At 72.1% G+C, this 25,862-nt stretch carries 19 protein-coding genes; 9 read left to right on the forward strand and 10 right to left on the reverse strand.

Going from position 1 to position 25,862, the window contains the following annotated elements; all coding sequences use genetic code 11:
• Positions 1-45: 45 nt before the first annotated feature.
• From LCC91_RS03575 to LCC91_RS03585, 3 genes are read left to right on the forward strand one after another with little or no spacing between them, the layout of a single operon-like run.
• Positions 46-756: a winged helix-turn-helix domain-containing protein gene (locus LCC91_RS03575; protein ID WP_052231474.1), complete on the forward strand. Its 711-nt coding sequence runs from the start codon at positions 46-48 to the stop codon at positions 754-756.
• Complete coding sequence (locus LCC91_RS03580) at positions 753-2,132, forward strand: ATP-binding protein (RefSeq protein ID WP_052231475.1); 1,380 nt, start codon at positions 753-755, stop codon at positions 2,130-2,132. Before LCC91_RS03575 ends, LCC91_RS03580 begins: the two co-directional genes overlap by 4 nt.
• Positions 2,133-2,168: 36 nt before the next feature.
• Complete coding sequence (locus LCC91_RS03585) at positions 2,169-3,887, forward strand: phosphoethanolamine transferase (RefSeq protein WP_224441009.1); 1,719 nt, start codon at positions 2,169-2,171, stop codon at positions 3,885-3,887.
• A 215-nt stretch (positions 3,888-4,102) separates the two neighbouring features.
• On the opposite strand, the gene LCC91_RS03590 is transcribed toward LCC91_RS03585, so the two are convergent.
• Positions 4,103-4,495, reverse strand: coding sequence for a diacylglycerol kinase (locus tag LCC91_RS03590; protein ID WP_043699883.1), 393 nt, complete (start codon positions 4,493-4,495; stop codon positions 4,103-4,105).
• Complete coding sequence (locus LCC91_RS03595) at positions 4,492-5,121, reverse strand: chorismate--pyruvate lyase family protein (protein ID WP_052231476.1); 630 nt, start codon at positions 5,119-5,121, stop codon at positions 4,492-4,494. Before LCC91_RS03595 ends, LCC91_RS03590 begins: the two co-directional genes overlap by 4 nt.
• Between LCC91_RS03595 and parC the strand changes: the two genes are divergently transcribed.
• Positions 5,120-7,537: a DNA topoisomerase IV subunit A gene (gene parC / locus LCC91_RS03600; protein ID WP_043699886.1), complete on the forward strand. Its 2,418-nt coding sequence runs from the start codon at positions 5,120-5,122 to the stop codon at positions 7,535-7,537. The genes LCC91_RS03595 and parC overlap by 2 nt on opposite strands.
• A gap of 101 nt (positions 7,538-7,638) precedes the next feature.
• On the opposite strand, the gene LCC91_RS03605 is transcribed toward parC, so the two are convergent.
• On the reverse strand, positions 7,639-8,109 hold the full coding sequence (locus LCC91_RS03605) for a RidA family protein (RefSeq protein ID WP_043699888.1): 471 nt from the start codon (positions 8,107-8,109) through the stop codon (positions 7,639-7,641).
• Between the two features lie 238 nt (positions 8,110-8,347).
• On the opposite strand from LCC91_RS03605, the gene LCC91_RS03610 reads away from it, so the two are divergent.
• Together LCC91_RS03610 and LCC91_RS03615 are read left to right on the forward strand one after the other, a co-directional pair.
• Entirely contained in the window at positions 8,348-8,788 is a 441-nt protein-coding gene (locus tag LCC91_RS03610) for an OsmC family protein (RefSeq protein ID WP_043699891.1), read from the forward strand.
• Positions 8,789-8,812: 24 nt separating this feature from the next.
• Positions 8,813-11,317 carry a DNA internalization-related competence protein ComEC/Rec2 gene (locus tag LCC91_RS03615; RefSeq protein WP_052231477.1) on the forward strand — a complete coding sequence of 835 codons (2,505 nt, stop codon included), beginning with the start codon at positions 8,813-8,815 and terminating at the stop codon, positions 11,315-11,317.
• Here LCC91_RS03615 and LCC91_RS03620 read toward each other — a convergent pair.
• Positions 11,227-13,098 (reverse strand): EAL domain-containing protein, encoded by a 1,872-nt coding sequence (locus LCC91_RS03620; RefSeq protein ID WP_143898537.1) that lies wholly within the window; start codon positions 13,096-13,098, stop codon positions 11,227-11,229. The two genes, LCC91_RS03615 and LCC91_RS03620, sit on opposite strands and share 91 nt — an antisense overlap.
• A gap of 207 nt (positions 13,099-13,305) precedes the next feature.
• Between LCC91_RS03620 and LCC91_RS03625 the strand changes: the two genes are divergently transcribed.
• On the forward strand, positions 13,306-14,757 hold the full coding sequence (locus tag LCC91_RS03625) for a circularly permuted type 2 ATP-grasp protein (RefSeq protein WP_185974934.1): 1,452 nt from the start codon (positions 13,306-13,308) through the stop codon (positions 14,755-14,757).
• Positions 14,758-14,788: 31 nt separating this feature from the next.
• The gene (locus LCC91_RS03630) at positions 14,789-15,763 is read left to right on the forward strand and encodes an alpha-E domain-containing protein (RefSeq protein ID WP_043699898.1); all 975 of its coding nucleotides are present in this window, start codon (positions 14,789-14,791) and stop codon (positions 15,761-15,763) included.
• A 173-nt stretch (positions 15,764-15,936) separates the two neighbouring features.
• Here the strand turns inward: LCC91_RS03630 and LCC91_RS03635 are convergent, their stop codons facing one another.
• The 6 genes from LCC91_RS03635 to LCC91_RS03660 form a co-directional block, all read right to left on the reverse strand.
• On the reverse strand, positions 15,937-16,473 hold the full coding sequence (locus tag LCC91_RS03635; RefSeq protein ID WP_052231478.1) for a DUF1850 domain-containing protein: 537 nt from the start codon (positions 16,471-16,473) through the stop codon (positions 15,937-15,939).
• Positions 16,474-16,495: 22 nt separating this feature from the next.
• Positions 16,496-18,550: a TRAP transporter permease gene (locus LCC91_RS03640; protein ID WP_043699900.1), complete on the reverse strand. Its 2,055-nt coding sequence runs from the start codon at positions 18,548-18,550 to the stop codon at positions 16,496-16,498.
• Between the two features lie 7 nt (positions 18,551-18,557).
• Positions 18,558-19,517 (reverse strand): TAXI family TRAP transporter solute-binding subunit, encoded by a 960-nt coding sequence (locus tag LCC91_RS03645; protein ID WP_052231479.1) that lies wholly within the window; start codon positions 19,515-19,517, stop codon positions 18,558-18,560.
• 110 nt (positions 19,518-19,627) lie between these two features.
• The gene (locus tag LCC91_RS03650; protein ID WP_082007521.1) at positions 19,628-22,843 is read right to left on the reverse strand and encodes a transglutaminaseTgpA domain-containing protein; all 3,216 of its coding nucleotides are present in this window, start codon (positions 22,841-22,843) and stop codon (positions 19,628-19,630) included.
• Positions 22,834-23,841 carry a DUF58 domain-containing protein gene (locus LCC91_RS03655; RefSeq protein ID WP_082007529.1) on the reverse strand — a complete coding sequence of 336 codons (1,008 nt, stop codon included), beginning with the start codon at positions 23,839-23,841 and terminating at the stop codon, positions 22,834-22,836. Before LCC91_RS03655 ends, LCC91_RS03650 begins: the two co-directional genes overlap by 10 nt.
• 5 nt (positions 23,842-23,846) lie before the next feature.
• Positions 23,847-24,767, reverse strand: a complete 921-nt coding sequence (locus LCC91_RS03660) for an AAA family ATPase (RefSeq protein ID WP_043699903.1) — start codon at positions 24,765-24,767, stop codon at positions 23,847-23,849.
• A 55-nt stretch (positions 24,768-24,822) separates the two neighbouring features.
• Here LCC91_RS03660 and LCC91_RS03665 point away from each other — a divergent pair, with 55 nt between their 5' ends.
• A complete protein-coding gene (locus LCC91_RS03665) occupies positions 24,823-25,773 on the forward strand; it encodes a histone deacetylase family protein (protein WP_043699905.1) in 951 nt (316 codons plus the stop codon).
• Positions 25,774-25,862: the final 89 nt, after the last annotated feature.

The following is a 25,862-nucleotide window of genomic DNA, read 5'->3' on the forward strand; positions in this document are numbered from 1 at the left end:
ACACTGCGGCCGGATTAACCGTGGCTTAAGCGCTGGTCACCCCCCATGCGTGTGTTGATCGTCGAGGACGACCCGGCCATCGCCGAAGGCCTGGCCGTGCTGTTGCGCGCGCACGGCTACGGCTGCGACGTGTGTGCGACGCTGGCCTGCGCGGACGCGGCGCTGGCGGTGGAGGCGTTTGATCTGGTGCTGCTGGACCGGGGGCTGCCCGATGGCGACGCGCTGCCGTGGCTGCAGGCGCGGCGCGCGCGCGACTGGGGGGTGCCGGTGCTGATCCTGACCGCGCGCGATGCGCTGCCGGACCGGGTGGCGGGGTTGGACCAGGGGGCGGACGACTATCTGGTCAAGCCGATTGCGCCGGAGGAGCTGCTCGCGCGCATGCGGGTGGCGCTGCGCCGCAGCGAGGGGCGCGCCGATCCGCTGCTGCGCCACGGCGACCTGGTCGTGGACCCGGCGGCGCGGCGGGTGTGGCGCGGTGGTCAGCCGGTGCCGCTGCGCGCGCGGGAGTTCGCCGTGTTGATGGTGTTACTGCGCGCGCGCGGGCGCGTCGTGACGCGCCAGCGGCTGCAGGAGGCGCTGTACGGGTTCGACGAGGCGGTCGAGAGCAACGCCCTCGAGGTGCACGTGCACCACCTGCGGCGCAAGCTCGGCGATGGGCTGATCCAGACGATGCGCGGGGTGGGGTACAGCATCCCGGTCGTGCCCGAGGCCGCGCCGGGGGCGGCGCCGGAACCCTTTCCGGGGTCCGCGCCATGAGCGCACCGTCTGCCGCCCCCCGCCGCCGCCTGTGGCGCCACCTGTGGGTGTGGGCGATGGGAGCGCTGCTGCTCGTGTGGGCGACGCTGGTGGCGGTGGCTTACCACACGGGTGTGCACGAGGCCGAGGAGATCACCGACGGACAGCTCGTGTCGGTGGCGCAGCTGCTGCTGCGCCAGCCGTGGCCGGCGGAGGCAGGGGGCGCGACGGCGTCGCCCGCCGGCGTACCGGTACCGCTGCCGGGCATCGAGGGCCGCTACGCCCCGCCGGTGCGCGTTGCGCTGTGGCAGGGCGAGCGCCTGTGGTGGGACAGCGACGGGCTGGCCGCCAGCCTTCCACAGCCGCTGCCGCCCGGTCATCACACGCTGGTGCTGACCGCCGGTGGCGAGCCGCGCGTGTGGCGCTGGTTCGTGGCGCAATCGGGCGAGCGCCGCGTCGCGGTGGCCATCGACACCACGCGCCACCGGGCGCTGGGGCGTGACATCGCCGAGCACGTCGTGCGGCCGGCCCTGGTGCTGCTGCCGCTGCTGGCGGTGCTGCTCGCGTGGGGCATACGGCGTGGGCTGGCGCCGCTGCAGCGCCTCACCACTGCGATCGACCGGCTCGATGCACGGGCCGGCGAGACGCTGCCCGCGGAGTCCCGTTTCGTCGAGCTTTCCAGCATCGTGCGCGCGCTCAACGGGCTGGTGCAGCGCCTGCAGCAGCTGTGGGAGCGCGAGCGGCGCTTCACGTCGGACGTGGCGCACGAGCTGCGCACGCCGCTCGCGGCGCTGGCGCTGCAGGCACGCGTGGCGCGGGAGCAGCCCGGACAGCCGGCGGGCGACGCGGCGCTGCGGGCGGTGGAGGAACAGGCGCTGCGCGCCGGGCACGTGCTGGCTCAGTTGCTGGCGCTGGCGCGGGCGCAGGGGCCGCAGGCGCCGGCGTGGGGGCCGGTCGATCTGGCGGCGCTGGCGCGCGACGTGGCGGCGGAGCACGCGGCGCTGGCGCACGAGCGGGGACAGACGCTGGGCGTGACAGCGCCCGAGACGCCGGTGGTGGTGCCAGGGCAGGCGGCGCTGCTGGCGCTGGCGCTGCGCAACCTCGTCGACAACGCGCTGCGCCACACCCCGCGCGGCACGCAGGTCGATATCGCCGTCGCGGCGTCCGCGGATGGCGTCACGCTGACCGTGCGCGATGACGGTTCGCGTGCCGTGGGCCCGCCAACCACCCATACGGAGGGACCGGGGCTCGGCATCGGTCTTTCGCTGGTGCAGCGCATCGCGGACCGGCACGGTGCCGTGCTGCGGCACGAGACGCCAACGGCCCCGTGGACCACCGCCTACACGCTGCACTGGCCCGCCACCGCAGCGGCGGCGTCCCCCGCCCAGACGGCTTAAGGTGGCGATAAGCCGGCCCGGCCACCATCCGGGCCCATGACGGAATCGGTAGCGATCAAGGGTCGGGCAACAGCGGCCGACGGGCTGACCGCGGGGCGGTCGGCGGTACGCGCGGGTGGCTGGCACCCGGTGGCTTTGCTTGGGGTGCTGGCGCTGTGGCTCGCGACCGTGGGTAACGGCCCGCTATGGCTGGCGGTGGTGCGGCAGCTGCGCGAAGGGGGCGGGGCGGTCGTCGGCCCCGTGCTGCTGTGGGGGGCAGCGCTGGCGGCGCTGAACCTGGCGCTGCTCGCGTGGACGGTCTGGCCGCGCTGGCGTCGTCCGGCGGGCATCGTGCTGCTGGCGCTGGTGGCCCTGCCCAGCCACTTCATGCTGTCGTACGGCGTCGTGATCGACCCGTCGATGGCGGCCAACGTGCTGCACACCGATGCGCGCGAGGCGGGCGATCTGATCGGGCCGACACTGCTCGCGGTGGTGGTGCTGGGTGTCGTGCTGCCCGGCTGGTGGTGGTGGCGCCAGCCGGTGCGCGCCGTGGCGTGGCGGCGCCTGCTCGTGCAGCAGCTGGGGGTCGGGGCGGTGGCGCTGGGGGTGGCGGTGGCGCTGCTGTGGGTGGGGTTCAGCGATTTGGCGCCGCTGATGCGCAACCACAAGGCGCTGCGCTACATGATCAATCCGTACAACACGGTGTACGCGTTCACGCGGCAGGCGATCGGCGAGCGCTCGCGCGCGGCGCAGCCCCTGCAGCCGATCGGCGAGGACGTGGTGCCGGCGGCTGCGGCCGCCAACGAAAGTGAGGCGCCGCTGGTCGTGCTGGTGGTCGGCGAGACGGCGCGGGCGGCCAACTGGGGCTTGGGCGGGTACACGCGGCAGACGACGCCACGGCTGGCGGCGCTGCGCGAGCGGGGCGACCTCACGTACTTCGAAAACACGACGTCCTGCGGCACCAACACCGAGACGTCCGTGCCGTGTCTGTTTTCGGCACGCGGCCGTGCGGACTACGACGGTGCGCGCCACGAGGAGAGCTTGCTCGACGTCCTGCAGCGCGCGGGGCTCGCGGTGGTGTGGCTGGACAACCAGTCCGGCTGCAAAGGCGTATGCGACCGCGTTCCGCACGTCAAGACCGACACACTGGCGGTACCGGGGCTGTGCGACGGGGGCGAGTGCCACGACGAGGTGCTGTTGCGCGAGCTGCCCGGGCAGATCGCGCAGCTCGACCCCGAACGCCGGCGCCGCGGGACCGTGGCCGTGCTGCACCAGATGGGCAGCCACGGGCCGGCCTACCACAAGCGTGTGCCGAGTGCGTTTCGCCGCTACACGCCGGTGTGCGAGTCCGCCCAGCTCACCGCCTGTGAGCGGCAGGCGGTGGTCAACGCCTACGACAACACCATTGCGTACACCGACCACGTGCTGGCCGAAACGATCGCGTGGCTGGCGGCACAGCCGCGGCCGGCGGCGCTGCTGTACGTGTCGGACCACGGCGAGTCGCTCGGCGAAAACGGCCTGTACCTGCACGGCATGCCGTATGCGCTGGCCCCGGCCGAGCAGACCCACGTGCCGATGCTGATGTGGTTCAACGACCGCATGCGCGAGCGCCTGGCGCTGGACGGGGCGTGCCTGCGCCAGCGCGCGGCGCAGCCCGCCTCGCACGACCACTGGTTCCACACGGTGTTGGGGCTGTTCGATCTGCGCACGCGGGTGTATGACCCGGCGCTCGATGTGCTGCGCGGCTGCCGGGCCGCGCGGGCCGGCGTCGGCTGAGCCGCGGGCTTCGATCTACCCAGCGGCGCTTCGGGCTGCGTGAGCCTGACCGACGCCTTCGCGTCGAGAGATATGAACGAGGGTGCGGCCGGGCCGTCAGATCGTTCCGCGGGGTGCGGCCAGGCCTTACGGACTGGGCCGGCCCAGCTTAGCGGGTCGCGGCGGGGGAGGTGGGGGCGTGGACGGGCCAGAGAAGGTGTGGTGCTCCGACGGTATCACGCCGCCAACCGGGCCCACAGCGCGGCGACCCAGATGCCACCGACCAGCAGCAGGGTGAGCAGCACCGCCGCGCTGCCCAGGTCCTTGGCGCGTTTGGACAGCGCGTGCCATTCGGGGCCGACGCGGTCGACCACCGACTCGATCGCGGTGTTCAGCAGCTCCACCACCATCAGCAGCACGACGCTGCCGGCCAATAACGCGACCTCGATCCACGAGCGGCCCAGCCAGAACGCGGCGGGCACCAGCACGATGGCGAGCAGCGCCTCCTGGCGGAAGGCCGGCTCACGCCAACCGGCGCACAGCCCTGCCCATGAATAGCCAGTGGCGCGCCACAGCCGCTGCCACCCCTTGGCTCGCGGTGGGGGGGAGGTGGGCGGCACGGTATTCATGGCCGATTGCCTTGCAGTGCGGTCGGTTGCACCCGAGCAGCCAGCGCGGGCAAAAAGACTTCGGTTACCTGCAAGGGGGCGCAGGCGCGCCAGAACAGCGAGCGGCGTGCCCACAGGGGATCACTGCCGCCCACACCCGAGGCCACGCGGGCTTGACGGGCCAGGGGGTGCGCGCTTGACAGTTGGGCCACGAACAACGGAGAGCGGCGTACGTCAGCGGCCGCAAACAGCATCGCCCCCAGCGGTCGATTCCCCAGCGTGGGCAGCTCGGACCAGGGGCCGCGGATGTGTTGCATGTCCGTGACGCTGTGGGCAAGGACGACAGCGCAGCCGTCCGCGCGCAGGATGACAAGGCGGCTCCAGACACTCGTGCCGATCGGTAACTGCAGGGCGGCGGCACTGTCTGCGTCGACCTCGCTCCGGCCTTCGGCCACCACCTCGACGGTGAGGTGCTGGCAGTGGGCCTGCAGCCGCGCGGTGAGTGAGCCGGTGTCGGTCAGCCATGGGTGCAGCTGCGGTGGGCAGGGCAGGTCAGGCCCCGCGGGCTGCCAAAGGGTTTCGGCCAGCGCCTGGTCGGCGGCCGTTGGCGCGTCGGCTGGGGGTTTTGCGAGGACAATCGGGGGCATGGTGGACAACGCAACGATGCTTCGCGATGGTAGCAGCGACGACGCCATCGCCCTGGCGCAGTACGCCGAGCGCGCGTATCTCGAATACGCGCTGAGCGTGGTCAAGGGCCGCGCGCTGCCCGATGTGTGTGATGGGCAAAAGCCCGTGCAGCGCCGTATCCTGTACGCGATGCAGCGCATGGGGCTGGGCTGGGGCGGGCCGAACCGCACGACGCCGGCCAAGCCGGTCAAGAGCGCGCGCGTGGTGGGCGACGTGCTCGGGCGCTTTCACCCGCACGGTGACCAGGCAGCGTACGACGCGCTGGTGCGCATGGCGCAGGATTTCACGCAGCGCTATCCCCTGATCGACGGGCAGGGCAACTTCGGCAGCCGCGACGGCGACGGCGCGGCGGCGATGCGCTACACCGAGGCGCGGCTGAGCCGCATCAGCACGCTGCTGCTCGACGAGATCGACGAGGGCACGGTGGACTACGTGCCCAATTACGACGGCTCCACCGTCGAGCCGCGGCAGCTGCCGGCGCGCCTGCCGTTCGTGCTGCTCAACGGGGCCAGCGGCATCGCGGTGGGGTTGGCCACGGAGATCCCGAGCCACAACCTGCGCGAGGTGGCGGATGCCTGCGTCGCGCTGCTGAAAGACCCGCAGCTCGGCGACGAGGCGCTGTTTGCCCTGCTGCCCGGGCCGGACTTTCCAGGGGGCGGGCAGATCATCAGCCCGGCGGCGGACATCCAGGAGTCCTACCGCAGCGGGCGCGGCAGCCTGAAGGTGCGCGCGCGCTGGACCATCGAGGAGTTGGCGCGCGGGCAGTGGCAGTTGGTCGTGCACGAGCTGCCCCCGGGTGTGAGCGCGCAGCGCGTGCTGGAAGAGATCGAGGACATCACCAACCCCAAGGCGCGGCCGGGAAAAAAGGCGCTCACGCCCGAGCAGCAGCAGCTCAAGGCCAGCATGTTGGCGCTGCTCGACGGCGTGCGCGACGAGTCCGGCAAGGACGCGCCGGTGCGGCTGGTCTTCGAGCCCAAGAGCAGCCGGCTCGACCCGCAGGTGTTCATCAACCAGCTGCTCGTGCACACGAGCCTGGAGACCTCGGTGCCGGTCAACCTGACGGTGGTCGGGGCCGACGGCCGGCCGGTGTGCAAGCCGCTGCGGCAGATCCTGCAGGAATGGATCACGTTCCGGCAGGACACCATCGGCCGGCGATCGCGCCACCGGCTCGAGCGGGTGCGCGAGCGCATCCACCTGCTCGAGGGGCGGCAGCTGGTGCTGCTGCACATCGACGAGGTGATCGCCATCATCCGCGAGAGCGACGACCCCAAGGCGGCGCTGATCGCGCGCTTTGCGCTGACCGAGCGGCAAGCCGACGATATCCTCGAAATCCGCCTGCGACAGCTCGCGCGGCTGGAGGCGATCCGCATCGAGCAGGAGTTGCAGGCGCTGCGCGAGGAGCAGACACGGCTCGAGGACATCCTTGCCAACCCCGCGAGCCTGCGGCGGCTGATGATCCGCGAGATCGAGGCGGACGCCAAGGCCTTTGGCGATGCGCGCCGCACGCTGATCCAGGCCGAGAAAAAGGCCGTGGCCGAAATCCGCGTCGTGGACGAGCCGGTGACGGTGGTCGTCTCGGCCAAGGGCTGGGTGCGCGCGCGCACCGGGCACGGGCACGACGCGGCGGCCTTCGGCTTCAAGGCAGGCGACGCGCTCTACGGTACCTTCGAGTGCCGCACGGTCGACACGCTCATCGTGCTGGGCAGCAACGGGCGGGTGTACAGCGTGCCGGTGGCGAGCCTGCCGGGCGCGCGTGGGGACGGGCAGCCCATCACGACGCTGATCGAGCTCGAATCGGGCACGCAGCCGCTGCACTTTTTCGCGGGGCCGCCGTCGTCGACGTGGCTGGTCAGCGGCTCGGGCGGGTACGGTTTTTTGGCGACGATCGAGGACATGACCGCGCGCGTCAAGGGCGGCAAGGCCTTCCTGACGTTGGATACGGGGGAGGCGCCGTGCTGTCCGTCCCCGGTACAGGGGCAGGGGCGCATCCAGTGGGGCGGTGTCGAGGGGCCGGTGGGGCCGGAACCCGAGGCCGATGCGGGTACCGGTGCAGGCGCAGGCGCTCTTGCGCCCGCCACGCACGTGTGCTGTGTCAGCCGCGGCGGGCGTATCCTGACCTTTGCGATCGATGAGCTGAAGGCTCAGCCCAAAGGCGGGCGTGGCCTAATGCTGATGCGGCTGGAGGGGGGCGACACGCTGGCCGGTGCTGCCGCGTACGCGCAGCGCGTGCGGGTGGAGGGCAGCGGCCGCGGCGGCAAGCCGCGCGGCGAGACGCTGGAGGGTCGCAGCCTCGCCAATGCCCTGAGCGCCCGTGGACGCAAGGGACGCGAGGGGCGCTTCGGGTTCGAACCCGGCCGCGTGTGGCGGCTGAATTGAACAGCGGGCGGGCGCTTCGCGGCTGTTGCCAAAGCCCGCGCGATCCGCGCGCGATCAATCGGCTACCGCCGCCGGCAGAAACGCGCGCGCCCGCAGCGGCGTCAGGCCAGCTCGGCGATCAGCTCGATTTCCACGCATGCGCCCAGCGGCAGTTGCGCGACACCGAACGCGCTGCGGGCGTGCGCACCCACTTCGGGCCCGAAGACTTCGCCAAGCAGCTCCGAGCAGCCGTTGGTGACCAGATGCTGCTCGGTGTAGGTGTTGGTGGAGTTGACGAGGCTGAGCACCTTGACGATGCGGCGCACGCCGTCGAGCGTGGTGCCGGCGGCCTTGCAGGCGGCGTCCAGCGTGCCCAGCAGGTCGATGGCCACGGCACGGGCCGCCGCCTTGCCCTCGTCGGTGGTCATCGTCAGGCCCAGCTGGCCGACCCAAGGTTTGCCGTCGCGCTTGGCGATGTGGCCGCTCAGAAAAACGAGCTTGCCGGTTTGCACATACGGGACGTAGGCGGCCGCGGGAACGGCCACGGGGGGTAGGGTGATGCCCAGGGTTTGCAGTCGTTGGTAAACGCTCATCGGTGAAATCTCCAGTCGGTGGCATTCTATCGATCGATCCGGCCCGTCGGGCCGGCCGTCTGGATGGGGCGGCGCGAGGACGGTGGGGGACGGTGAAGGGGCGGCACATGCCGGGTCGCTCGCGCACTTGGCCGTGCGCCGGGTCGCTCGGGCACGCATCGGCTTGGCGGCGGGCGGAGCACCCGGGCGCGCTATCATCCCCGCATGCGGCGCGTTGGCCGCGAGGGGAGCAGCAACGATGGAAACCGATCGGCCGGTGATGCGGTTTGCGGTGGAGGCGGTGCGGGTGGACGCCCACGGCAGCGAGGCCCGGTGCAAGGACGCGCGGCTGGTGCTCGACACCGACCTGGCGGGACGCGCGGACGCGTTCAATCCAGCGGAGCTGCTGCTCGCGGCCTTGTCCGCGTGCATGATCAAGGGCATCGAGCGTGTGACACCGATCCTGCGTTTCGACTTGCGTGGGGTCCGGGTGGTGATCACCGGCGAGCGGCAGGACGTGCCGCCCAAGATGGCATCGATCCGCTACGAGATCATTGTCGACACCGACGAGCCCGATCGGCGCCTGGCGCTGTTGCACGACAACGTGCGCAAGTACGGCACGGTCTTCAACACGGTGGCACCGGGGACACAGCTCGACGGCGTGTTGCGCCGCGCCACGCCGGCCGACGCGATGCGCTGACTGCGCGGGGGCAGGGGCGCGGGCGTGGAGGCGCCGGGGCGGGACGCGCTGTCGGTGTCGGCGCGGGTGCGTCGGGCGTGGGTGCCAGCGCTGATCGGTTGGATACTCGGCACGGGGGCGCAGACCCTGCAGCCCGCGCTGTGGTCCGGTGTGGTCTACGCCGTGCTGGCCGGCGTGGCCGGGTGTCTGGCCGCTTTGGCGTTGCGCTGGCGTGTTCGCCCGCGGGTGGCGGTGTGGGGCTGGCTGCCCATCGCGGCGGCGTTGGCGTTTGCGTTGACCGGGTGGCGGGCGTTGAACCTTATGCAGCAGCGCTTGCCCGACACTTGGGACGGGGCCGAGGTGGAGGCGGTCTGGCAGGTCACAGGGTTGCCGCGCCACGGGCCGGACGGGGCCGTTTTCGAGGCGCGGCTGCTGCAGGCGCGCGCGCTCGATGGCGCGCCGCTGTCGCTCGCCGGGACGGTTCGGATCGGCTTTTGGCGCGGGGCGCGCGGCGCCGACGGTGAGGTGACCCGGGTGCGTCCCGGCGAGGTGTGGCGCTCGCACCTGCGGCTGCGGGTGCCGCGGGGGCTGGCCAATCCGTATGGTTTCGATGCCGAGGCGTGGCTATGGCGCGAGGGCGTCGTCGCCACCGCGCGGGTGCTCGAGGGGGCGCGGCGCCCGCCGCCCGGTCGGGTGGCCGATGACGCCTGGACTTACCCTGTCGAGCGCGCGCGGGCGGCCGTGCGTGATGCGATCATGGCACGTGTCGAGCCCCGTGCGGGCGCTGCCGCCGCGGGGTTGGTGGCGGCGCTGGTCACCGGTGACCAGGCGGCGATACCGGATGCGGACTGGCAGGCCATTCGCGCCACGGGCGTGGCGCATCTGGTGGCCATCTCGGGGCTGCACGTGACGATGTTCGCCTGGCTGGCGGTGGCGGTGGTGGGTGGGGGCTGGCGACGGGTGGGGCGGCGCTGGCCGCGGCTGCTGCTGGCGTGCCCCGTGCCGGTGGCGGCGGGCGTGGGCGGGGTGGCGCTGGCGGCCGCGTATGCGTTGTTTGCGGGCTGGGGCGTGCCCGCGCAGCGTACGGTGACGATGCTGGCCGTCGTGGTCGGGCTGGCGCTCACCGGGCGGCGCTGGCCGTGGCCGGTGACGTGGGGGCTGGCGATGGCGGCCGCACTGCTGGTCGACCCGTGGGCGTGGTGGCAGCCGGGATTCTGGTTGAGCTTTGTCGCCGTCGCGGTGCTGTTCGCGCAGGGGGACGGCGGGCTGCCGGGTGCGGGGTGGACCGGACGGCTGCGAAACGCGCTGCGCGAGGGTTGGCGCGCGCAGCTCGTCGTCACCGTGGCGCTGGCGCCGCTGACGCTCGTGTTTTTCGGCCAGGTGTCGGTGGTGGGGCTGGTGGCCAACGCGGTCGCGATCCCGTGGGTGACGTGGGCACTGACCCCGGTTGCGTTGCTGGGCGTCCTGTGGGCCCCCCTGTGGGACGTGGCGGCGGGGTTGGCGCGCGGGCTGCTGACCATGTTGCACGCGATGGCCGCGTGGCCGTTGGCGGTGTGGGAGCGGCCTGCCCTGCCCGTGGCGCTGGCCGTGCTGGCCGCGGTGGGGGCGGCGGTGCTCGTGTGGCCGCTGCCGTGGCGCTGGCGCGCGTGGGGCGCGATCCTGCTGTGGCCGGCGTGGACCTTCCAGCCACCGGCTCCGGCACCCGGCACGTTCGAGGTGCTGCTGCCCGACGTGGGGCAGGGCAGCGCGGCGATCGTGCGCACCGCGCGCCACACGCTGGTGTTCGACGCCGGGCCACCGCTGGGCCGGGGCGACGCGGCTGAGCGGGTGCTGCTGCCGTGGTTGCGGGCGCTGGGGGCGCAGCCCGACGCGATCGTCATCAGCCACGACGACAGCGACCACGCGGCGGGCATGGCGACGTTGGCGGCCGCGTATCCCCACACCGCGTGGTGGGCGTCGTTCGACCCCGGGGATCGTGTGGTGGCGCCGGTGCGGACCTGCGTCGCGGGCGAAACGTGGGAGTGGGACGGCGTGCGCTTCGCGTTTCTCCATCCGCCGACAGCGGACTGGGCGCCGCGCGGGCGCGGTGGCGACAACGCCCGCTCGTGCGTGCTGCGTATCGGTGATGGGCCGGCGTCGGCGTTGCTGACCGGGGATATCCGGGCCGAGGAGGAGGCGTTGCTGATCGCCGCCGGGGCGGCGCAGCCGGTGGGCCTGCTGGTGGCTGCTCACCACGGCAGCGGCACGTCCACGTCGGCGGCGTGGCTCGATGCGCTGCAGCCGCGGGCGGTGGCGATCCAGGCCGGCTGGCGCAACCGCTACGGCCACCCGCACCCGCAGGTGTTGCGCCGTCTGGACCAGCGTGGCATCGCGTGGGTCAACACCGCGACCTGCGGCGCGACGACTTGGCACAGCGCGCAGCCGCGGAAATTGCGCTGCGAGCGGCGCGAGCGTCGTCGTTACGTGGACACCGGCGCGCCACTGCCGGCCGGCGCGGCGGCTGGGGTCGCAGCCGGGCGGGTCGCCGCAGGCGACGGCGAGTTGTGGTGAATGGCCTCGCGCTGCGCAAGATACAGCCCGTGGCGGCCTTGCTTGGCCACGTGCTTGGCGGCGGCCGCGGCGCTGGCGATGGCCTCCGCATCCCGGTAACGGGCCGGGTGCACGCACACTGCGCCGACGCTCATCGTCGTCAGGGCGTGGAAGCGCTGCACGCCGTGCCGGTCCTCGGCCCAGATGCCACCGGCTTGGCGTGCCTCCGGGTCGTAGAGATCGGCCGCATGGGTGTTGAAGCGATCGATCGCCGCGCGCAGCCGGGGTTCCCAATCGTCGCTTTGCATCAGCAGCACGAAGTCGTCGCCGCCCACGTGCCCGATGAAGTCGCGCAGCGGGTCGCACGCGTCGCCCAGGCAGCGGGCCGCGAGCCGGATGATCTCGTCACCGCGCCAGTAGCCATAGTGGTCGTTGAACGCCTTGAACTGGTTGAGGTCGGCGTAGCAGGCGACGAACGGCTCGCCGTTGTCGAGCAGCCGCTCCATGTGCTCGCTGATCGGGACATTGCCCGGCAGGCACGTCAACGGGTTGGCGTGACGCGCGGCCTCGATGCGCGCTTCGGTCACGCGGCGCACCAGCTGCTCGCCGGTGCCCAGGCCGCGGTAGCGTCCATTTTCGGTGAGGATGAAGCCGTCGCGCAGGTAACGCTGGTCTGGCGATAGCAACAGTTGCGTCAGCTGTTCCACCGGTGTGGCGAGCTCCACGCACAACGGATCGCGCACGGCGTGCAGCAGGCAGGAGCGGCGGCCATAAAGGTCACGGAAATACCGTTGCGCGGTCAGCTCGAGCAGGCTGCGGCGGGTGATCAGTCCCAGCGGGGTACCGTCGCCATCGACGATGGCCGCTGCCTCCAATGAAGGCATGCGATGGAATAGCTCCAACGCGTCCTCATGCGATGCTTGTTTGCCGAGACTGGGGGCCTCGACCAGCAGTTCGCGGGCGGTGGTGTTTTGACGCCGCACCGGCCGCTCGCTCGGCAGCACGATGATCTCCCGCGCCGACAGCACGTCGCGCACCGTCCCCGGCAGCACCGCGCACACCTGCGGCTGCGGCCGTCCGATCAGATAGCCCTGCGACATCGGCAGGCGCAGGTCGCGCAGCATCATCAGTTCCTCGACGCTCTCCACGCCCTCGGCGATCAGGTGCGAGCCAAACGTCGTGGCGAGCTGTTGCAGCGCGCGCAATGTCTGCAGCTTTTGGCCGTCGCGGTGCACGTGGCGCACGAAGTACATATCGATCTTCACGTACTCCGGGTGCAGCTCGGACCACAGGCGCAGGCTCGAGCGCCCGTCGCCGAAATCGTCCAGCGCCAGCTGTGCCCCCGCGGCGCGCCAGCGGGTAAGCGCCTCTTGCAGCGGCGCCAGGTCCTCGACCCGCTCATGCTCGGTCAGCTCCAGCACAACGCCGGCCAGGCTCGGGCGCGTGGTGTCCAGCGCGCGGAACCAGTCGGTGGCGGTGGCGTCGATGATGGCCTGCGCGCTGACGTTGACGAACAACTGGCCAAAGCCCGTCTCTTGCCGCCAGCGCGCGATCGCCATCGTCAGGCACGCCAGCTCCAGCTCGCGCGTGCAGCCCTCACGCCGCGCAGCGGCGAACAGCCGATCCGGCGTGGACCACGCGCAGCCGGGCAGCGTGCGCACCAAGGTTTCGTGCCCGACGATGCGCTCCTGCAACAGGTCGACGATCGGCTGGACGTGCAGGTGCAGGCCGCCGTCGGCGAGCAGCCGCCGCACGCTGTGGGGGTCGACGCTCACGGAGGACTTCGGGACCGACAGGATCATCTCGGGCGGGACGCGTTGGGTAGCGCCGGCATGGTGCCGGCCGTTCGTGACAAACGGATGACGCTGGGCGCGGCTGTCGCCAAGGACGCGGCACCCCATCAGCCCGTTTGCCCGCTTGGCCCGGGCCTTGCTACGATGGGACGTGCGCTGCGCGGCCGCGGTGACCGGCGTGCGGCGCCCGCTTCCTTCCGCCCTGGCCTGACGCCCATGACCCTGACGCCCCGTTTTCCCGACGAGATGACCGCCGCCGACGGTGGCGTGCTCCCCCACTATGCCGCGTATGCCCGTTGGCTCGCCCAGCAGCCGCCCGAGCGCATGGCCGCGCGGCGCGAGGAGGCGGAGGTGATCTTCCGTCGCGTGGGCATCACCTTCGCGGTGTACGGCGACAAGGATGAGGAGGGGGCCGGCACCGAGCGGCTGATCCCGTTCGACGTGATTCCGCGCATCATCCCCGCCCACGAGTGGCAGACGCTGCAGCGCGGCCTGGTGCAGCGGGTGACGGCGCTCAACCGCTTTCTGCACGACATCTACCACGGGCAGGAGATCCTGCGCGCCGGGGTCGTGCCGCGCGAGCCGGTGGAGCACAACGCGCAGTTTCGCCCCGAAATGGTGAATGTCGATGTGCCTGGCGGCGTGTATGCCCACATTGCGGGCGTGGACATCGTGCGCGCACCGTTGCCGGGCGCCGGCGGCGAGCCGCAGTACATCGTGCTGGAGGACAACCTGCGGGTGCCGTCGGGCGTCAGCTACATGCTCGAGGACCGCAACATGATGATGCGGCTGTTTCCCGAGCTGTTCCGCGAACACCGCGTCGCCCCCGTGGCGCACTACCCGGACCTGCTGCTGGAGACGCTGCGCTCGGTGGCGCCGAGCCACACGGCCGACCCGACCGTCGTCGTGCTCACGCCGGGCATCTACAACAGCGCGTATTTCGAGCATGCGTTCCTCGCGCAACAGATGGGCGTGGAACTGGTCGAGGGGCAGGACCTGTTCGTGCGCGACGGGTTCGTCTACATGCGCACGACGCGCGGCCCGCAGCGGGTGGACGTGATCTACCGGCGCATCGACGACGATTTTTTGGACCCGCTGGCGTTTCGGCCCGACTCGATGCTGGGCTGCGCCGGGCTGCTCGACGCCTACCGCCGCGGCAACGTGACGCTGTGCAACGCGATCGGCACCGGTGTGGCCGACGACAAGTCGATCTACCCGTACGTGCCGAAGATGATCGAGTTCTACCTCGGCGAAAAGCCCCTCCTGGCCAACGTGCCGACGTATCTGGGGCGCGAGCCGGACGATCTGGCTTATGTCCTAGATCACCTTCCGGAACTCGTCGTCAAGGAGGTGCACGGCGCCGGGGGCTACGGCATGCTGGTCGGCCCCGCGGCGACGCGCGCGGAGATCGAGCGCTTCCGCGAGGCGTTGCGCGCCCACCCGCAGCGCTACATCGCCCAGCCGACGCTGGCGCTGTCGACGTGCCCGACCTACGTCGAGCAGGGGATCGCCCCGCGCCACATCGACCTGCGGCCCTTCGTGCTGTCGGGCAAGACGGTGCAGATGGTGCCCGGGGGCCTGACGCGCGTGGCGCTGCGTGAGGGCTCACTCGTCGTCAATTCCTCGCAGGGCGGCGGCACCAAGGACACCTGGGTGCTGGAAGCCTGAGCCCGTCCCCTCGCCATCCCCGGAGACCGAAATGCTGTCCCGCACCGCCGACCACCTGTTCTGGATGGCGCGCTACACCGAACGCGCCGAAAACACCGCCCGCATGCTCGACGTGCACTACCAGATGTCGCTGCTGCCGCAGTCCGCGCAGGTCGCGCGGCAGGGCTGGGAGGCGCTGCTGCGCATCAGCGAGCTGCTGCCCGCCTACCAATACCAGCACGGCGAGGTCAACGCGCGCGACGTGCTGCACTTCATGGTGCGCGACGAGCACAACCCGTCGAGCATCTATTCGTGCCTGCGCGCCGCGCGGGAAAACGCCCGCGCGGTGCGCGGCGTGCTCACCACCGAGCAGTGGGAGACGCAGAACCAGACCTGGCTGGAGCTGCAGCGCCTGCTGCGCAGCGGGGACTTCGAGCGCGACCCCGGGCCGTTTTTCGAGTGGGTGAAATTCCGCTCGCACGTCTCGCGCGGGGTGGCCTACGGGACGATGCTGCAGGACGAGGCGTTTCACTTCCTGCGCATGGGCACGTTTCTGGAGCGGGCCGACAACACCGCGCGGATGCTGGACGTGAAGTTTCACGCCGTGCCGCACGACCCCGCCGGGGCGCTCGCGGCGGGCGACGCCGCGGCGTCGGATCCGACACTGGACTTCTACCACTGGAGCAGCGTGTTGCGCAGCGTCAGCGCGTTCGAGATCTACCGCAAGGTTTACCGCAGCGTCATCACGCCGGAGCGGGTGGCGGAGCTGCTGATCCTGCGCGCGGACATGCCGCGCAGCCTCGCCGCATGCCTGGACGAGGTGGTGCGCAACCTGGAGGCGGTGCGCAATGAGCATTCCGCCGAGACCGAGCGCCACGCCGGGCGGCTGCGCGCGCAGCTGCGCTTTGCGCGCATCGACGAGATCCTGGACCACGGCTTGCACGCGTTCCTGACGCAGTTTCTGGAGCGCGTCAACGCGCTGGGCACGCGCATCAGCCAGACCTTTTTGCTGCCGGCGGCGGCGTGAGGGGGATACCTGATCGGCTTCAGGGGCGGCGGACCTTGTGGTTCCGCCTTGATTTTGTATCGGCTCCCTCGCGTCCGTTACACCCAAGGGAGGCTGGGCGGAAACAAAAAATGCCGTCGCACCGCATCGATCCGATCCTGTCCCGGGGATTGATCGGGGAACCCTCCGGTCTGTCAGTCACCGGGGCGTGCCGCCGACGCGGGCGTCGGTGCGTACGACGGCAGCGGGCACGGCCGCAGGCGCACCATCTCGTCGCCAGAGCTGCCGGTGTTTGGACCCGCGTGCGCCCGCCACGTGGCCAGCGGCCGGCAAACCCCGTCGATGCACAGTGTGTAGTCCGCCGCGTGGGCAGAGTGCATCAGGCGCAGCGCAGGCAGCGGCGTGGGCGCGGGTGCCCACTCATAGCCGCCCGCGCGCCAGCGCGCGTGCGGCGCGGGTTCCATGCCAGCCCCGGAGCCGACCACGCGCGCTTGCATCGGACACAGCGCGCCGTGCGGCAGCGGGGCGCAGCGCGCGCCGGTGTCGGCGGGGGCGAGGACCGCGTAGCGCTCTTCCCAGCGTACGCGCTCGATCGAGTGCGTCCACGCCAGCATGATGTCGCGGGCCGGCAGCGCGACCTCGTCGGCCGAGGCGGTGTTGTGGGCGTCGGGCAGATCCGCCGCATTCGCCGCCCACGCCAGGCACAGCCCCCACACCACAGCGGCCGCCATACTGGTCCTCGGTGCCCGCCCTTCAATGGGCGGGGACGCGCCGTCGCTGCCGCAGCCCGTGCCACGCGAGCAACGCCACCGTCGCACCCAGGCCGATCTCGTCGGTGATCGGCAGCGCCACGACGAGGAAACTCGCCGCGCCTATGGCCCAGGCGCGCTCCCACCACGCCAGCGGCCCCCACAGGTAGCCGATCGCCCCGGCCCCCCACAGGCCGATGGCCACCAGCGCCTTGAAGACGATCCACGCGACCGCTCCCCACGTCGGGTCGCCCTGCAGCATCAGCGCCGGGCTGTAGACCGCCATGAACGGTACGACGAAGCCGGCGATGGCCACGCGCACCGCGTTGAGGCTGATGAGCAGGCCTTTTTCACGCGCGATCGGTGCCGCGGCGAACGCGGCCAGCGCCACCGGCGGCGTTAGGTCGGCCATGATCCCGAAGTAAAAGACGAACATGTGCGACACGATCAGCGGTACGCCCAGCTCCAGCAGGACGGGCGCGGCCAGCGAGCTCGTGATGATGTAGTTCGGGATGGTCGGGATGCCCATGCCCAGCACCAGGCACGTCAGCATGGTCAGCAGCAGCGCCAGCAGCAGGTTGTCGCGCCCGACCGCGATGACGTGGCCGCCGATCTCGGCCGCGACGCCGGTGAGGTTGATGATGCCGATGATGACGCCGACCAGCGCGCACGCGGCGGCGACCGGCAGCGCGTGCGCCGCGCCCTCGACCAGCGCGCGCAGCGCGGTGCGGCGCGCCTCCGCCCCGACGCGCAGCGCATACGTCAGCGCCACCAACACCGCGGTGACGACGAAGAACGTGCCTGCCCCGAAGCGGAAAAACCCCGCGCACGCCAGCGCCAGCAGCACCCAGAACAGGATGCGCAGCGGCACACCGCGGATACCCTGCATCACCGCCGCGCCGAAGATCAGCACCACGGTCAGCGCCAGACCCACCGTGCCGGAAAACATCGGCGTGTAGCCGGAAAAGAGCAGCGCCACCAGCGCCGCCAGTGGCAGCAGCAAATACCAGCGCTCGCGCACCGTCGTCCAGGGGTTGGGGCATTGCTCGCGCGGCAGGCCCAGCAGCCCCTTGCGCCCGGCCTCCAGGTGCACCATCCAGAACGCGGTGACGAAGTACAGGATCGCCGGGATGAGCGCGGCCTTGACGATGGCCAGATACGGCACGTTGATCGTCTCGGCCATGATGAACGCGACCGCCCCCATCACGGGCGGCATGATCTGGCCGCCCATGCTGGCGGTGGCCTCCACCCCACCGGCGAACGCGGGGCTGTAGCCGAAGCGCTTCATCAGCGGGATCGTGAACTGGCCCGTCGTCACCACGTTGGCGACGCCCGAGCCGTTGATCGTGCCCATCAGGCCGGAGGAGATCACCGCCACCTTGGCCGGTCCGCCGCGCGTGTGGCCCACCGTGCCCATCGCGAAATCCGTGAACAGGCGCACCATACCGGCCTGTTCCAGAAACGCGCCGAAGAGGATGAACAGGAAGATATACGTCGACGACACGTAGGTCGGCGTGCCGTAGATGCCCTCGGTGCCGAAGCCCAGCGTGGCGATGAGGATTTCCCAGTCGTAGCCGCGGTGGGCGAGCGCCCCGGGCAGGTGCTGGCCGAACGCCCCGTAGGCGAGGAAGGCCGCACAGATGATCGGCAACCCCCAGCCCATGACGCGCCGCGCGGCCTCGAAGACGAGCGCGATGGCGATGATGCCGATCACCCAGTCCGCACCCGCCAGTTCGCCAGCGCGCTGGGTCAGGTCGGCCTCGAACACCCACTGGTACACCCCGGTGGCAAACCCGGCGAGGCCCAGCGTCCAGCCGATCGCGAGTCCCGCGCTGCCGCGCCAGCCCGGCTGGTGGCGCCACGGCGGGTACAGGAGGAACACCAGCCAGAGCACGAAGCCCACGTGCAGGGCGCGGATCACCTGGCTGGACAGCGGGTGAAAGGCCGACATCCAGAGCTGGAAGGCGGCAAAGGCCAGCGCCACCCAAAAAATCGGGCCGCGCAGGTCGGCCCGATCCGTGGGGCTGGCCACCGGAGAGGCGGTGGCGGCGGTCGTCATCGGCGCGTCACTTCAGCAGTCCGACCTCGCGGTAGTAGCGCTCCGCACCCGGATGCAGCGGCACCGGCATGCCCTTGAGGGCGTTCTCGCGCTTGATCGCGCGCGCGGCGTTGTGCGCGGCGTAGAGGGTATCGAGGTTGTCGTACATCGCCTTGGTCATGCGGTACACGACATCGTCCGGCACGCCGGCGTGCGTGACGAGGAAGTTGGGGATGGCGGCGGTGGGCACGTCGGTGGTCTGGCCGGTGTAGGTGTTGGCCGGGATCACCGCGGGCTGGTAGGCCGGGTCGCCAATCTTGGCGACGACCTCGGGCGGCACCGGGATGACGACGATCTTGATCGCGGTGGCGAGGTCGCGGATCGACGCCACGCCGAGGCCCGCCGACTGCAGCGTCGCGTCGAGCTGGCGGTTCTTCATCAGTTCGACCGATTCGCCAAAGGGCAGGTACTCCACCTTGGCGAGGTCGTTGTAGCTGAGCCCCGCGGCCTTGAAGATCTCGCGCGCGTTGAGCTCGGTGCCCGAACGTGCCGCGCCGACCGAGACGCGCTTGCCCTTGAGGTCGGCGAGCGTACGGATGCCCGAGTCGGCGTTCGCGACGATCTGGATGTAGTTGTTGTACAGCCCCGAGATGCCGCGCAGCTTGTCGAGCTTGGTCTTGAAGCCGGCTTCCTCGTTGCCTTTCCACGCGTCGGAGAGGGCATCGGCCAGCGTGAAAGCGACTTCGCCGCGGCCGGCCTGCAGGAGGTTGAGGTTTTCGGCCGAGGCGCGCGTGACCTGCGCGGTGCTGCGAGCGTTGGGGATTTCCTTCGCGTAGATCTGCGACAGCGCCACGCCGACGGGGTAGTAGACGCCGCTTTGGCCCCCGGTCAGGACGTTGATGAACTGGGTGGATTGGGCGCTGGCGGTGCCGGCGATGAACGCGGCCCCCAGTCCGATGGCGGTGAACAGACGGCGGAACAGGCGCATGGGGTCTCCTCTGCGTGGCGCATGAAACGATGCCTGGATCGTAGCGTGGGCCGCGGCGCTTCGCGGTCAGGGGAAACCCCGCCCCGCCGCCGCGGGCGCGACAGGTTCGCTCAGCGCGCCGCGCGTGCCTGGGCGACGGCTTCGCCGAGGTCGAGCACCGCCATCGCGTAGTAGCTGCTCTGGTTGTAGCGCGTCAGCGCATAGAAGTTGGCGGTGCCCAGCACGTAGGTCGGCGGGGCGCCGCCGGCGTCGGGGTCGCCGTTTTGCAGCAGCACCAGCGCCAGCGGTCCGGCGTGCCCCTCCGCGGCCGGCTCGGGCACGGCCCCCAGCGCGCGCACCTGCGCCAGCGCGAAGGTGGGCCGGATGTCCGGACCGAGCAGCGTTTGCAGGCCCTCGCCAGGCGGCGGGGGCGTGACGGCGTAACGCGCGGGCATCCCACGCTGCCACCCGTGCGCGTGTAGGAAGCGGGCCACCGAGCCGATCGCGTCGGCGGCGCTGGCCGTGAGGTCGATGCGCCCGTCGCCGTCGTAGTCCACCGCGTGCGCGAGCCAACTGCTCGGCATGAACTGCGGCAGCCCCATCGCCCCGGCGTAGCTGCTGCGCCACGCGTCCGGTGCCGTGCCGCTGGCGCGGGCCAGCCGCAGGAAGGCGCGCAGCTCCCCCTGGAAAAACGCCTGCCGCGCGGCGGCGCGCGGGTGCTCGGCGGGGAAGTCCAGCGCCAGCGTCGTCAGCACGTCCAGCGTCCGGTGCTGGCCGCGGTGCTGTCCGTAGAGGGTCTCCACGCCGATGATGCCGACGATCACCGCGGCCGGCACGCCGTATTCGGCCTCCGCCCGTGCAAGGGTTGGGGCGTGCGTGTCCCAGAACCGCACGCCCGCCGCGATGCGCCGCGGCTCGATGAAGCGCGCGCGGTACGCGGCCCAGTTCTTGAAGGCGGTGGGCGGCGGGGGCAGCACGAACTGCCGCGCCCGCCGGTCCCAGCGCGCCTGCGCAATCCAGCGCTGCGCCCAGCCGTCGTCCCAGCCTTCCGCGCTGTCGATGGCGCGTGCCAGCGCCCGTGCGTCGTCACGCTGGGCGAACGGCCCCGGGGTGTCCGATCCTGCCTGCGCGGGCTGCGGCACGGCCCCGCCCACGATCGCCGCCACCGCCACCGCGGCGAGTGCGCCCAGCACACCGCGGCGCGGGGGGGCGGCGGGTGGTGTGACGTCTTGGGGGGCGGGTGCGCCGGGCGGCCGCGGTGTCGCCGTGAGGGGCGGGGGCAGGGTGCGCCAGCGGCGGCGCAGCGCGGTCAGCTCCATGTGGGCGGTGTGTGGGTTGGCATGGCGGGGATCGTAACGCAGCGCCTCCAGCGCGGTCAGCCAGCGCGCCCACGCGTCGGTGACGGCGGACGGTGCGCCGCTGGCGGCGATCGCGGCGAGCAGCCGCCGTGGCGTCAGCGGCGGCGCATAGATCACGCCCGCGCGAGCCCAGGTCCGCGCCGCACGCGCGAGCCAGCGCTGCCACGGGTCGCGGCGCGGCCAGCGCCACGCGAGGGCCAGCACCCCTACGGTGGCGAGCACCGCCAGCGCGACGCCGAGCGCGCGTGCGGCGTCCTGCCAGCCCGCCGCGGTCAGCCCCAACCGGCGCAGCAGGTCCAGCTGCCGTGTCGGGCCGTAGTCCAGGATCCAGTCGTTCCAGCGCTGGTTGGCGGCGTCCCACAGGGCGCGCACGGATGCGAGCAGCCGTGGATCGACGCGCACCAGCGCCGCGGCCACCGGTCCGGGCGGTGGCGCGAGCCGCTCGCCGCTGACGGTGCGGTCGGGGCTGACCCAGGCGGTGGGGTCCACCCGCACCCAGCCCTCGCCCGGCAGCCACACCTCCGCCCACGCGTGCGCGTCGCTGTGGCGCACGGTCCACAGCCCGTCCACGGGGTTGCGCTCGCCGCCCTGATACCCCGTGACCACGCGCGCCGGGATGTCCATCGCGCGCAGCGCGATCACGAACGCCGACGCGATGTGTTCGCAAAACCCCGCGCGCCGATCGAACCAGAATTCGTCCGCGGTGTCGCGCCCGTACACACCGGGCTCCAGCGTGTAGCGGTAGCCGCCGTCGCGCAGGTGGCGCAGCACCGCCTCCATCAGCGCCCGGGGCGAGGCGTCGCCCACCTCGCGCCGCAGCGCCTGCGCCCAGGCCAACGTGCGCGGGTTGTAGCCGGGGGGCAGCTCGCGGTCCACCTGCAACGCCAGCCGCGCGGCGTCGGTGCCCAGCCGCTGCGGCGGCTGGGCGACGCCTTCGTAGCGCAACACGTCGGTGACGGGGCGCGGCAGCCACCATTGCCCGTCGGGTGTCGATTGCGGCGCGATGCCCGCGGCGGCCCCCGCGACGAGTCGTGGGGACGCGGGCGTCCATTCCAGCGTCGGCAGCCACGGGCGCAACGTCGGCTCCAGCGTGATCTGGTAGCGCCACGCCGGGGCGGCCGGCGCGGCGTGCAGGGCCGCATCCTCGCGCACCAGCGCGGGCGGCACGTCGGTCGCGGCGTCGGGCCCGTGCAGCGGCCGCCAGCGGCGCCCATCGAAGACGCGCAGCACCGGGCCGCGGAAGTACAGCGCCTCGCGCGGTGGCACGCCATCCGGGAAGGCGACGCGCAGCGCCACCCGCTCGTCGAGCGCCAGGCGCGCGACGTCGCCCACCTGCATCTGGCCGGACAGGCCGCTGCGCCCGATGGTGGTGTCGGTGGGGATGCCCCACAGCGGCGGCAGGCGCGGAAACAGCGCGAACAGCAGCGCCATTACCGGCGCGCCCGCCAGTGCCTGCGCGCCGGCGGTGCGCGCGGCCTGCCACACGGGCGGGCGGCCCAGCGGCAGGTGCGCCAGCACCAGCGCCGTCAGCAGCCCCCACACGGCCAGCAGCGTGCCCAGCGCCGTCGCGAGCGACTGCGACGACAGCAGCGGCGTCAGCAGCGTGAAGAAGGCGAGGAAAAACACCACGTACGCGTCGCGGCGCGCGCGCAGCTCCAGGGTTTTGAGCGCCAGCAGCACGACGATCAGCGTGACCCCGGCGTCCGGCCCCAGCAGCGTGCGGTGCGTCATGACCGTCAGCGCCACCGCCAGCACGGTGAGCGCCACACGCCACGGCCAGCGCGGCAGCGGCCGGGCCTTCCACGCCAGCCAGCCGCGCCACACGAGCACCGCGGCCGTCAGCGCGCTCGTCCAGCCCGGCAGCCGCGCGACCTGCAGCGCGACGATGCCGCCGATGACCGTGAGCAGAAACAGCGTGTCGCGCGCCTCGCGCGGCAGGCGCTCGATCGCGGCGCGCCCGCGCGCCCACGGGCCCGCCATCAGTGACATGCCAGTGCCTCCAGGCAGTGGCGGCGGTGGGCGGGGCCGGTGCCGGGTTCGATGGTGCAGCCCGGCAGCCGCAGGCCGTAGACGATGCCGCGGGCGTCGGCCTGCAGCACCCACGCGCACAGCCGGCTGCGCCGCGCCTCGACGTCCGACAGCCCGCAGGCGGCGTCGTCCAGCCACAGCCGCGTGTCCCCCGTGGTCGGGGTGGCCTCGCGCACCAGCCAGCCGGCCGGGTCGCCGTCGTGGCGCGCGGCCTTTTTCCACAGCACCCGGCCGGGGCTGTCGCCGGCCCGGTAGGGGCGCACCCCGTCCGGAAGGTCGGCGCTGGCCCCGATCGGTGCGCCGTCGGCGGCGAGCGGGCGGTCCGCGGCGTCGGTCGGCGTCGAGGCCGCGGCCGGCAGCGGCGGGGCCGAAGGCTCGGGCGCCGGCCACACGGTGACCGCCAGCGACGGGCGCCACCAGCTCCAGATGCGGGCGACGCCCAGGGGATAGCGGGTCTCGATGCCGAGCGGCGGCAGGCGGTGGCGCCCCCGCCGCGGCAGCACGAGCGGCACCATCACCTCCGCGGCGCCGCCCGCGACGTCTGTGGCGACGGGATCGGCGCCGGGCTGCGCCCACGCCAGCGCCACGGCCCAGCGGGTGCGCCGCCCCGGCGCCTGCAGCGCCACCCGCACCGGCAGCGGCCGGCCTGCAAACGCGTCGCCATCCACGCGCACGCGCAACCGCAACCCGCGCAGGTTCGCGTGGCCGACGAGCACGCTGGCACCCGCCGCGCCGGTCAGCAAAAAGGTCAGCAGATACCCCAGGTTGAGCTGGTAGTTGATGCTGCCGAGCAGCAGCAGCGCCAGCGTCACGGCCAGCATCCACCCCGGGCGGGTCGGCAGCACATAGAGGTTGCGCTGCGTCAGCACGTGCTCATCGGTCGCGGGCAGGCGCGCCAGCCACCATTGGCGCACCCGCTCGCGCACGGACCGGGCGCGGGGCAGGGCGAGCGTGGCCACGTCCATCACCCGGCTAAGGTTTGCACGAGCGCGCGCAGCTGTCCCGCCGCGTCGCGGCCCGCGCCTGCGGCCGGTACCAGCCGGTGCGCCGCAACGGGGATCAGCACGTCGTGCAGGTCGTCCGGCGCCACGTAGTCGCGCCCGGCAACGAGCGCACGGGCGCGCGCGGCCTGCAGCAGCGCGATCCCCGCGCGGGGGCTCAGGCCGTGCACGAACCAGCGGCCGTCGCGCGTCGCGGCCAGCAGCGCCTGCAGCTCGTCCAGCAGCGCGTCGCTCACCCCCACCGCGTCCACCGCGCGCTGCAGCCGCTGGAGTCCCTCGGCATCCACCACCGCCGGCAGGCGCTGCAGCAGCGCGCGCCGCTCCTCGCCGCGCAGCAGGGCGCGCTCCGCCTCGCGGTCCGGGTAGCCGAGCGACAGCCGCATCAAAAAGCGGTCGAGCTGGGACTCCGGCAGTGCGTGCGTGCCCAGCTGCTCGAACGGGTTTTGCGTCGCGATGACGAAAAACGGCTCCGGCAGCGCGTGCGTGACGCCGTCGACGCTGACCTGGCGCTCCTCCATCGCCTCCAGCAGCGCGCTTTGCGTGCGCGGGCTCGCGCGGTTGATCTCGTCGGCCAGCAGCACCTGCGTGAACAGCGGCCCGGGGTGGAAGACGAAATCCTGCCGCGCCCGGTCATAGACGGCCGCCCCGATCAGGTCGCTGGGCATCAGGTCCGCGGTGAACTGCACCCGCGCGAAGCGCAGCCCGAAGGTGCGCGCCAGCGCGTGTGCCAGCGTCGTCTTGCCCACCCCCGGCAGGTCTTCGATCAACAGGTGCCCGCGCGCCAGCAGGCAGGTCACGGCGTCGCGCAGCACGTCGTCTTTGCCCACGATGACCGTGGTAAGCTGCTGCAACAAGGAGGCAATGAGGGGCCGGTGATCGGTCATGCCCCAGACGATACCGGAAAGCGCCGTCCGCCGTCGGTCCCCACCGCATCGCGCCATGAAACCCACCGGCTATTACACCCATCCCGCCTGTGCCCGGCACGACATGGGCCCCGGCCACCCCGAATGTCCGCAGCGCCTCGGGGCGATTGAGGACCGGCTGCTGATCTCCGGGGTGCTGGACGGGCTGGGGCAGCGCACCGCGACGCCGGCGGCGGTGGCGGAGCTGGAGCTGGCGCACGATCGGATGCACATCGCCGCGATCCGGGGGCTGGCCGACGAACTGCGCGATGCGATCGCCGCGGGCGGGCCCGAACGCTTGTCGGTCGACCCGGACACGGCGCTCAACGCGCACACGTGGGAGGCGGCGCTGGCCGCGGCCGGGGCGGCGATCGACGCCACCGAGGCCGTCGTCAGTGGGGAACTGGCCAACGCGTTTTGTGCCGTGCGGCCGCCCGGGCACCACGCGTGCCGCAACCGCGCGATGGGCTTTTGCTTTTTCAACAACGTGGCCGTCGCGGCCAAGTACGCGCTGCAGCGTCTGGGGCTCAAGCGCGTGGCCATCATCGACTTCGACGTGCACCACGGCAACGGCACGGAGGACATCGTCGCCGGCGATGAGCGCATCCTGATGTGCAGCTTCTACCAGCACCCGTACTACCCGGAGTGGGACCACCGCGACGCGCCCAACCTCGTCAACGTGCCGGTGCCCGCCTACACGCGCGGCATGGATATCCGCGAGATCGTTGAGATGATGTGGCTGCCACGGTTGGAGGCGCACCGGCCGCAGTGCATCTTCATCAGCGCCGGCTTCGACGCCCACCGCGAGGACGACCTCGGCCAGCTCGGGTTGGTCGAGCAAGACTATGTGTGGATCACCCAGCGCATCCGGGACGTCGCGCGCCGCCACGCCAAGGGGCGCATCGTCAGCGTTCTGGAGGGGGGCTACAACCTGAGCGCCCTCGCGCGCAGCGTCGAGGCCCACATCCGTGTGCTGGCGGATCTGTGATGGTGCTCACTGGCCGATCCGCGACCGTCGCCGTGGTCCCTCTGCCTCTCGCTTTCCTCCTTTTTCCTTTTGCTACCGCGGGGTGGCCC

The organism is Tepidimonas taiwanensis, from assembly GCF_020162115.1.
Lineage (GTDB): Bacteria > Pseudomonadota > Gammaproteobacteria > Burkholderiales > Burkholderiaceae_C > Tepidimonas > Tepidimonas taiwanensis.

Bases quoted from the DNA above. Each gene is read 5' to 3' on its own strand.
- LCC91_RS03585 (WP_224441009.1), top strand. From the start codon at position 2,169: ATGACGGAATCGGTAGCGATCAAGGGTCGGGCAACAGCGGCCGACGGG.
- LCC91_RS03665 (WP_043699905.1), top strand. From the start codon at position 24,823: ATGAAACCCACCGGCTATTACACCCATCCCGCCTGTGCCCGGCACGAC.
- LCC91_RS03650 (WP_082007521.1), bottom strand. From the start codon at position 22,843: ATGTCACTGATGGCGGGCCCGTGGGCGCGCGGGCGCGCCGCGATCGAG.
- LCC91_RS03645 (WP_052231479.1), bottom strand. From the start codon at position 19,517: ATGCGCCTGTTCCGCCGTCTGTTCACCGCCATCGGACTGGGGGCCGCG.
- LCC91_RS03605 (WP_043699888.1), bottom strand. From the start codon at position 8,109: ATGAGCGTTTACCAACGACTGCAAACCCTGGGCATCACCCTACCCCCC.
- LCC91_RS03610 (WP_043699891.1), top strand. From the start codon at position 8,348: ATGGAAACCGATCGGCCGGTGATGCGGTTTGCGGTGGAGGCGGTGCGG.
- LCC91_RS03580 (WP_052231475.1), top strand. From the start codon at position 753: ATGAGCGCACCGTCTGCCGCCCCCCGCCGCCGCCTGTGGCGCCACCTG.
- LCC91_RS03635 (WP_052231478.1), bottom strand. From the start codon at position 16,473: ATGGCGGCCGCTGTGGTGTGGGGGCTGTGCCTGGCGTGGGCGGCGAAT.
- LCC91_RS03660 (WP_043699903.1), bottom strand. From the start codon at position 24,767: ATGACCGATCACCGGCCCCTCATTGCCTCCTTGTTGCAGCAGCTTACC.
- LCC91_RS03595 (WP_052231476.1), bottom strand. From the start codon at position 5,121: ATGCCCCCGATTGTCCTCGCAAAACCCCCAGCCGACGCGCCAACGGCC.
- LCC91_RS03625 (WP_185974934.1), top strand. From the start codon at position 13,306: ATGACCCTGACGCCCCGTTTTCCCGACGAGATGACCGCCGCCGACGGT.
- LCC91_RS03620 (WP_143898537.1), bottom strand. From the start codon at position 13,098: ATGATCCTGTCGGTCCCGAAGTCCTCCGTGAGCGTCGACCCCCACAGC.
- parC (WP_043699886.1), top strand. From the start codon at position 5,120: ATGGTGGACAACGCAACGATGCTTCGCGATGGTAGCAGCGACGACGCC.
- LCC91_RS03575 (WP_052231474.1), top strand. From the start codon at position 46: ATGCGTGTGTTGATCGTCGAGGACGACCCGGCCATCGCCGAAGGCCTG.
- LCC91_RS03630 (WP_043699898.1), top strand. From the start codon at position 14,789: ATGCTGTCCCGCACCGCCGACCACCTGTTCTGGATGGCGCGCTACACC.
- LCC91_RS03640 (WP_043699900.1), bottom strand. From the start codon at position 18,550: ATGACGACCGCCGCCACCGCCTCTCCGGTGGCCAGCCCCACGGATCGG.
- LCC91_RS03590 (WP_043699883.1), bottom strand. From the start codon at position 4,495: ATGAATACCGTGCCGCCCACCTCCCCCCCACCGCGAGCCAAGGGGTGG.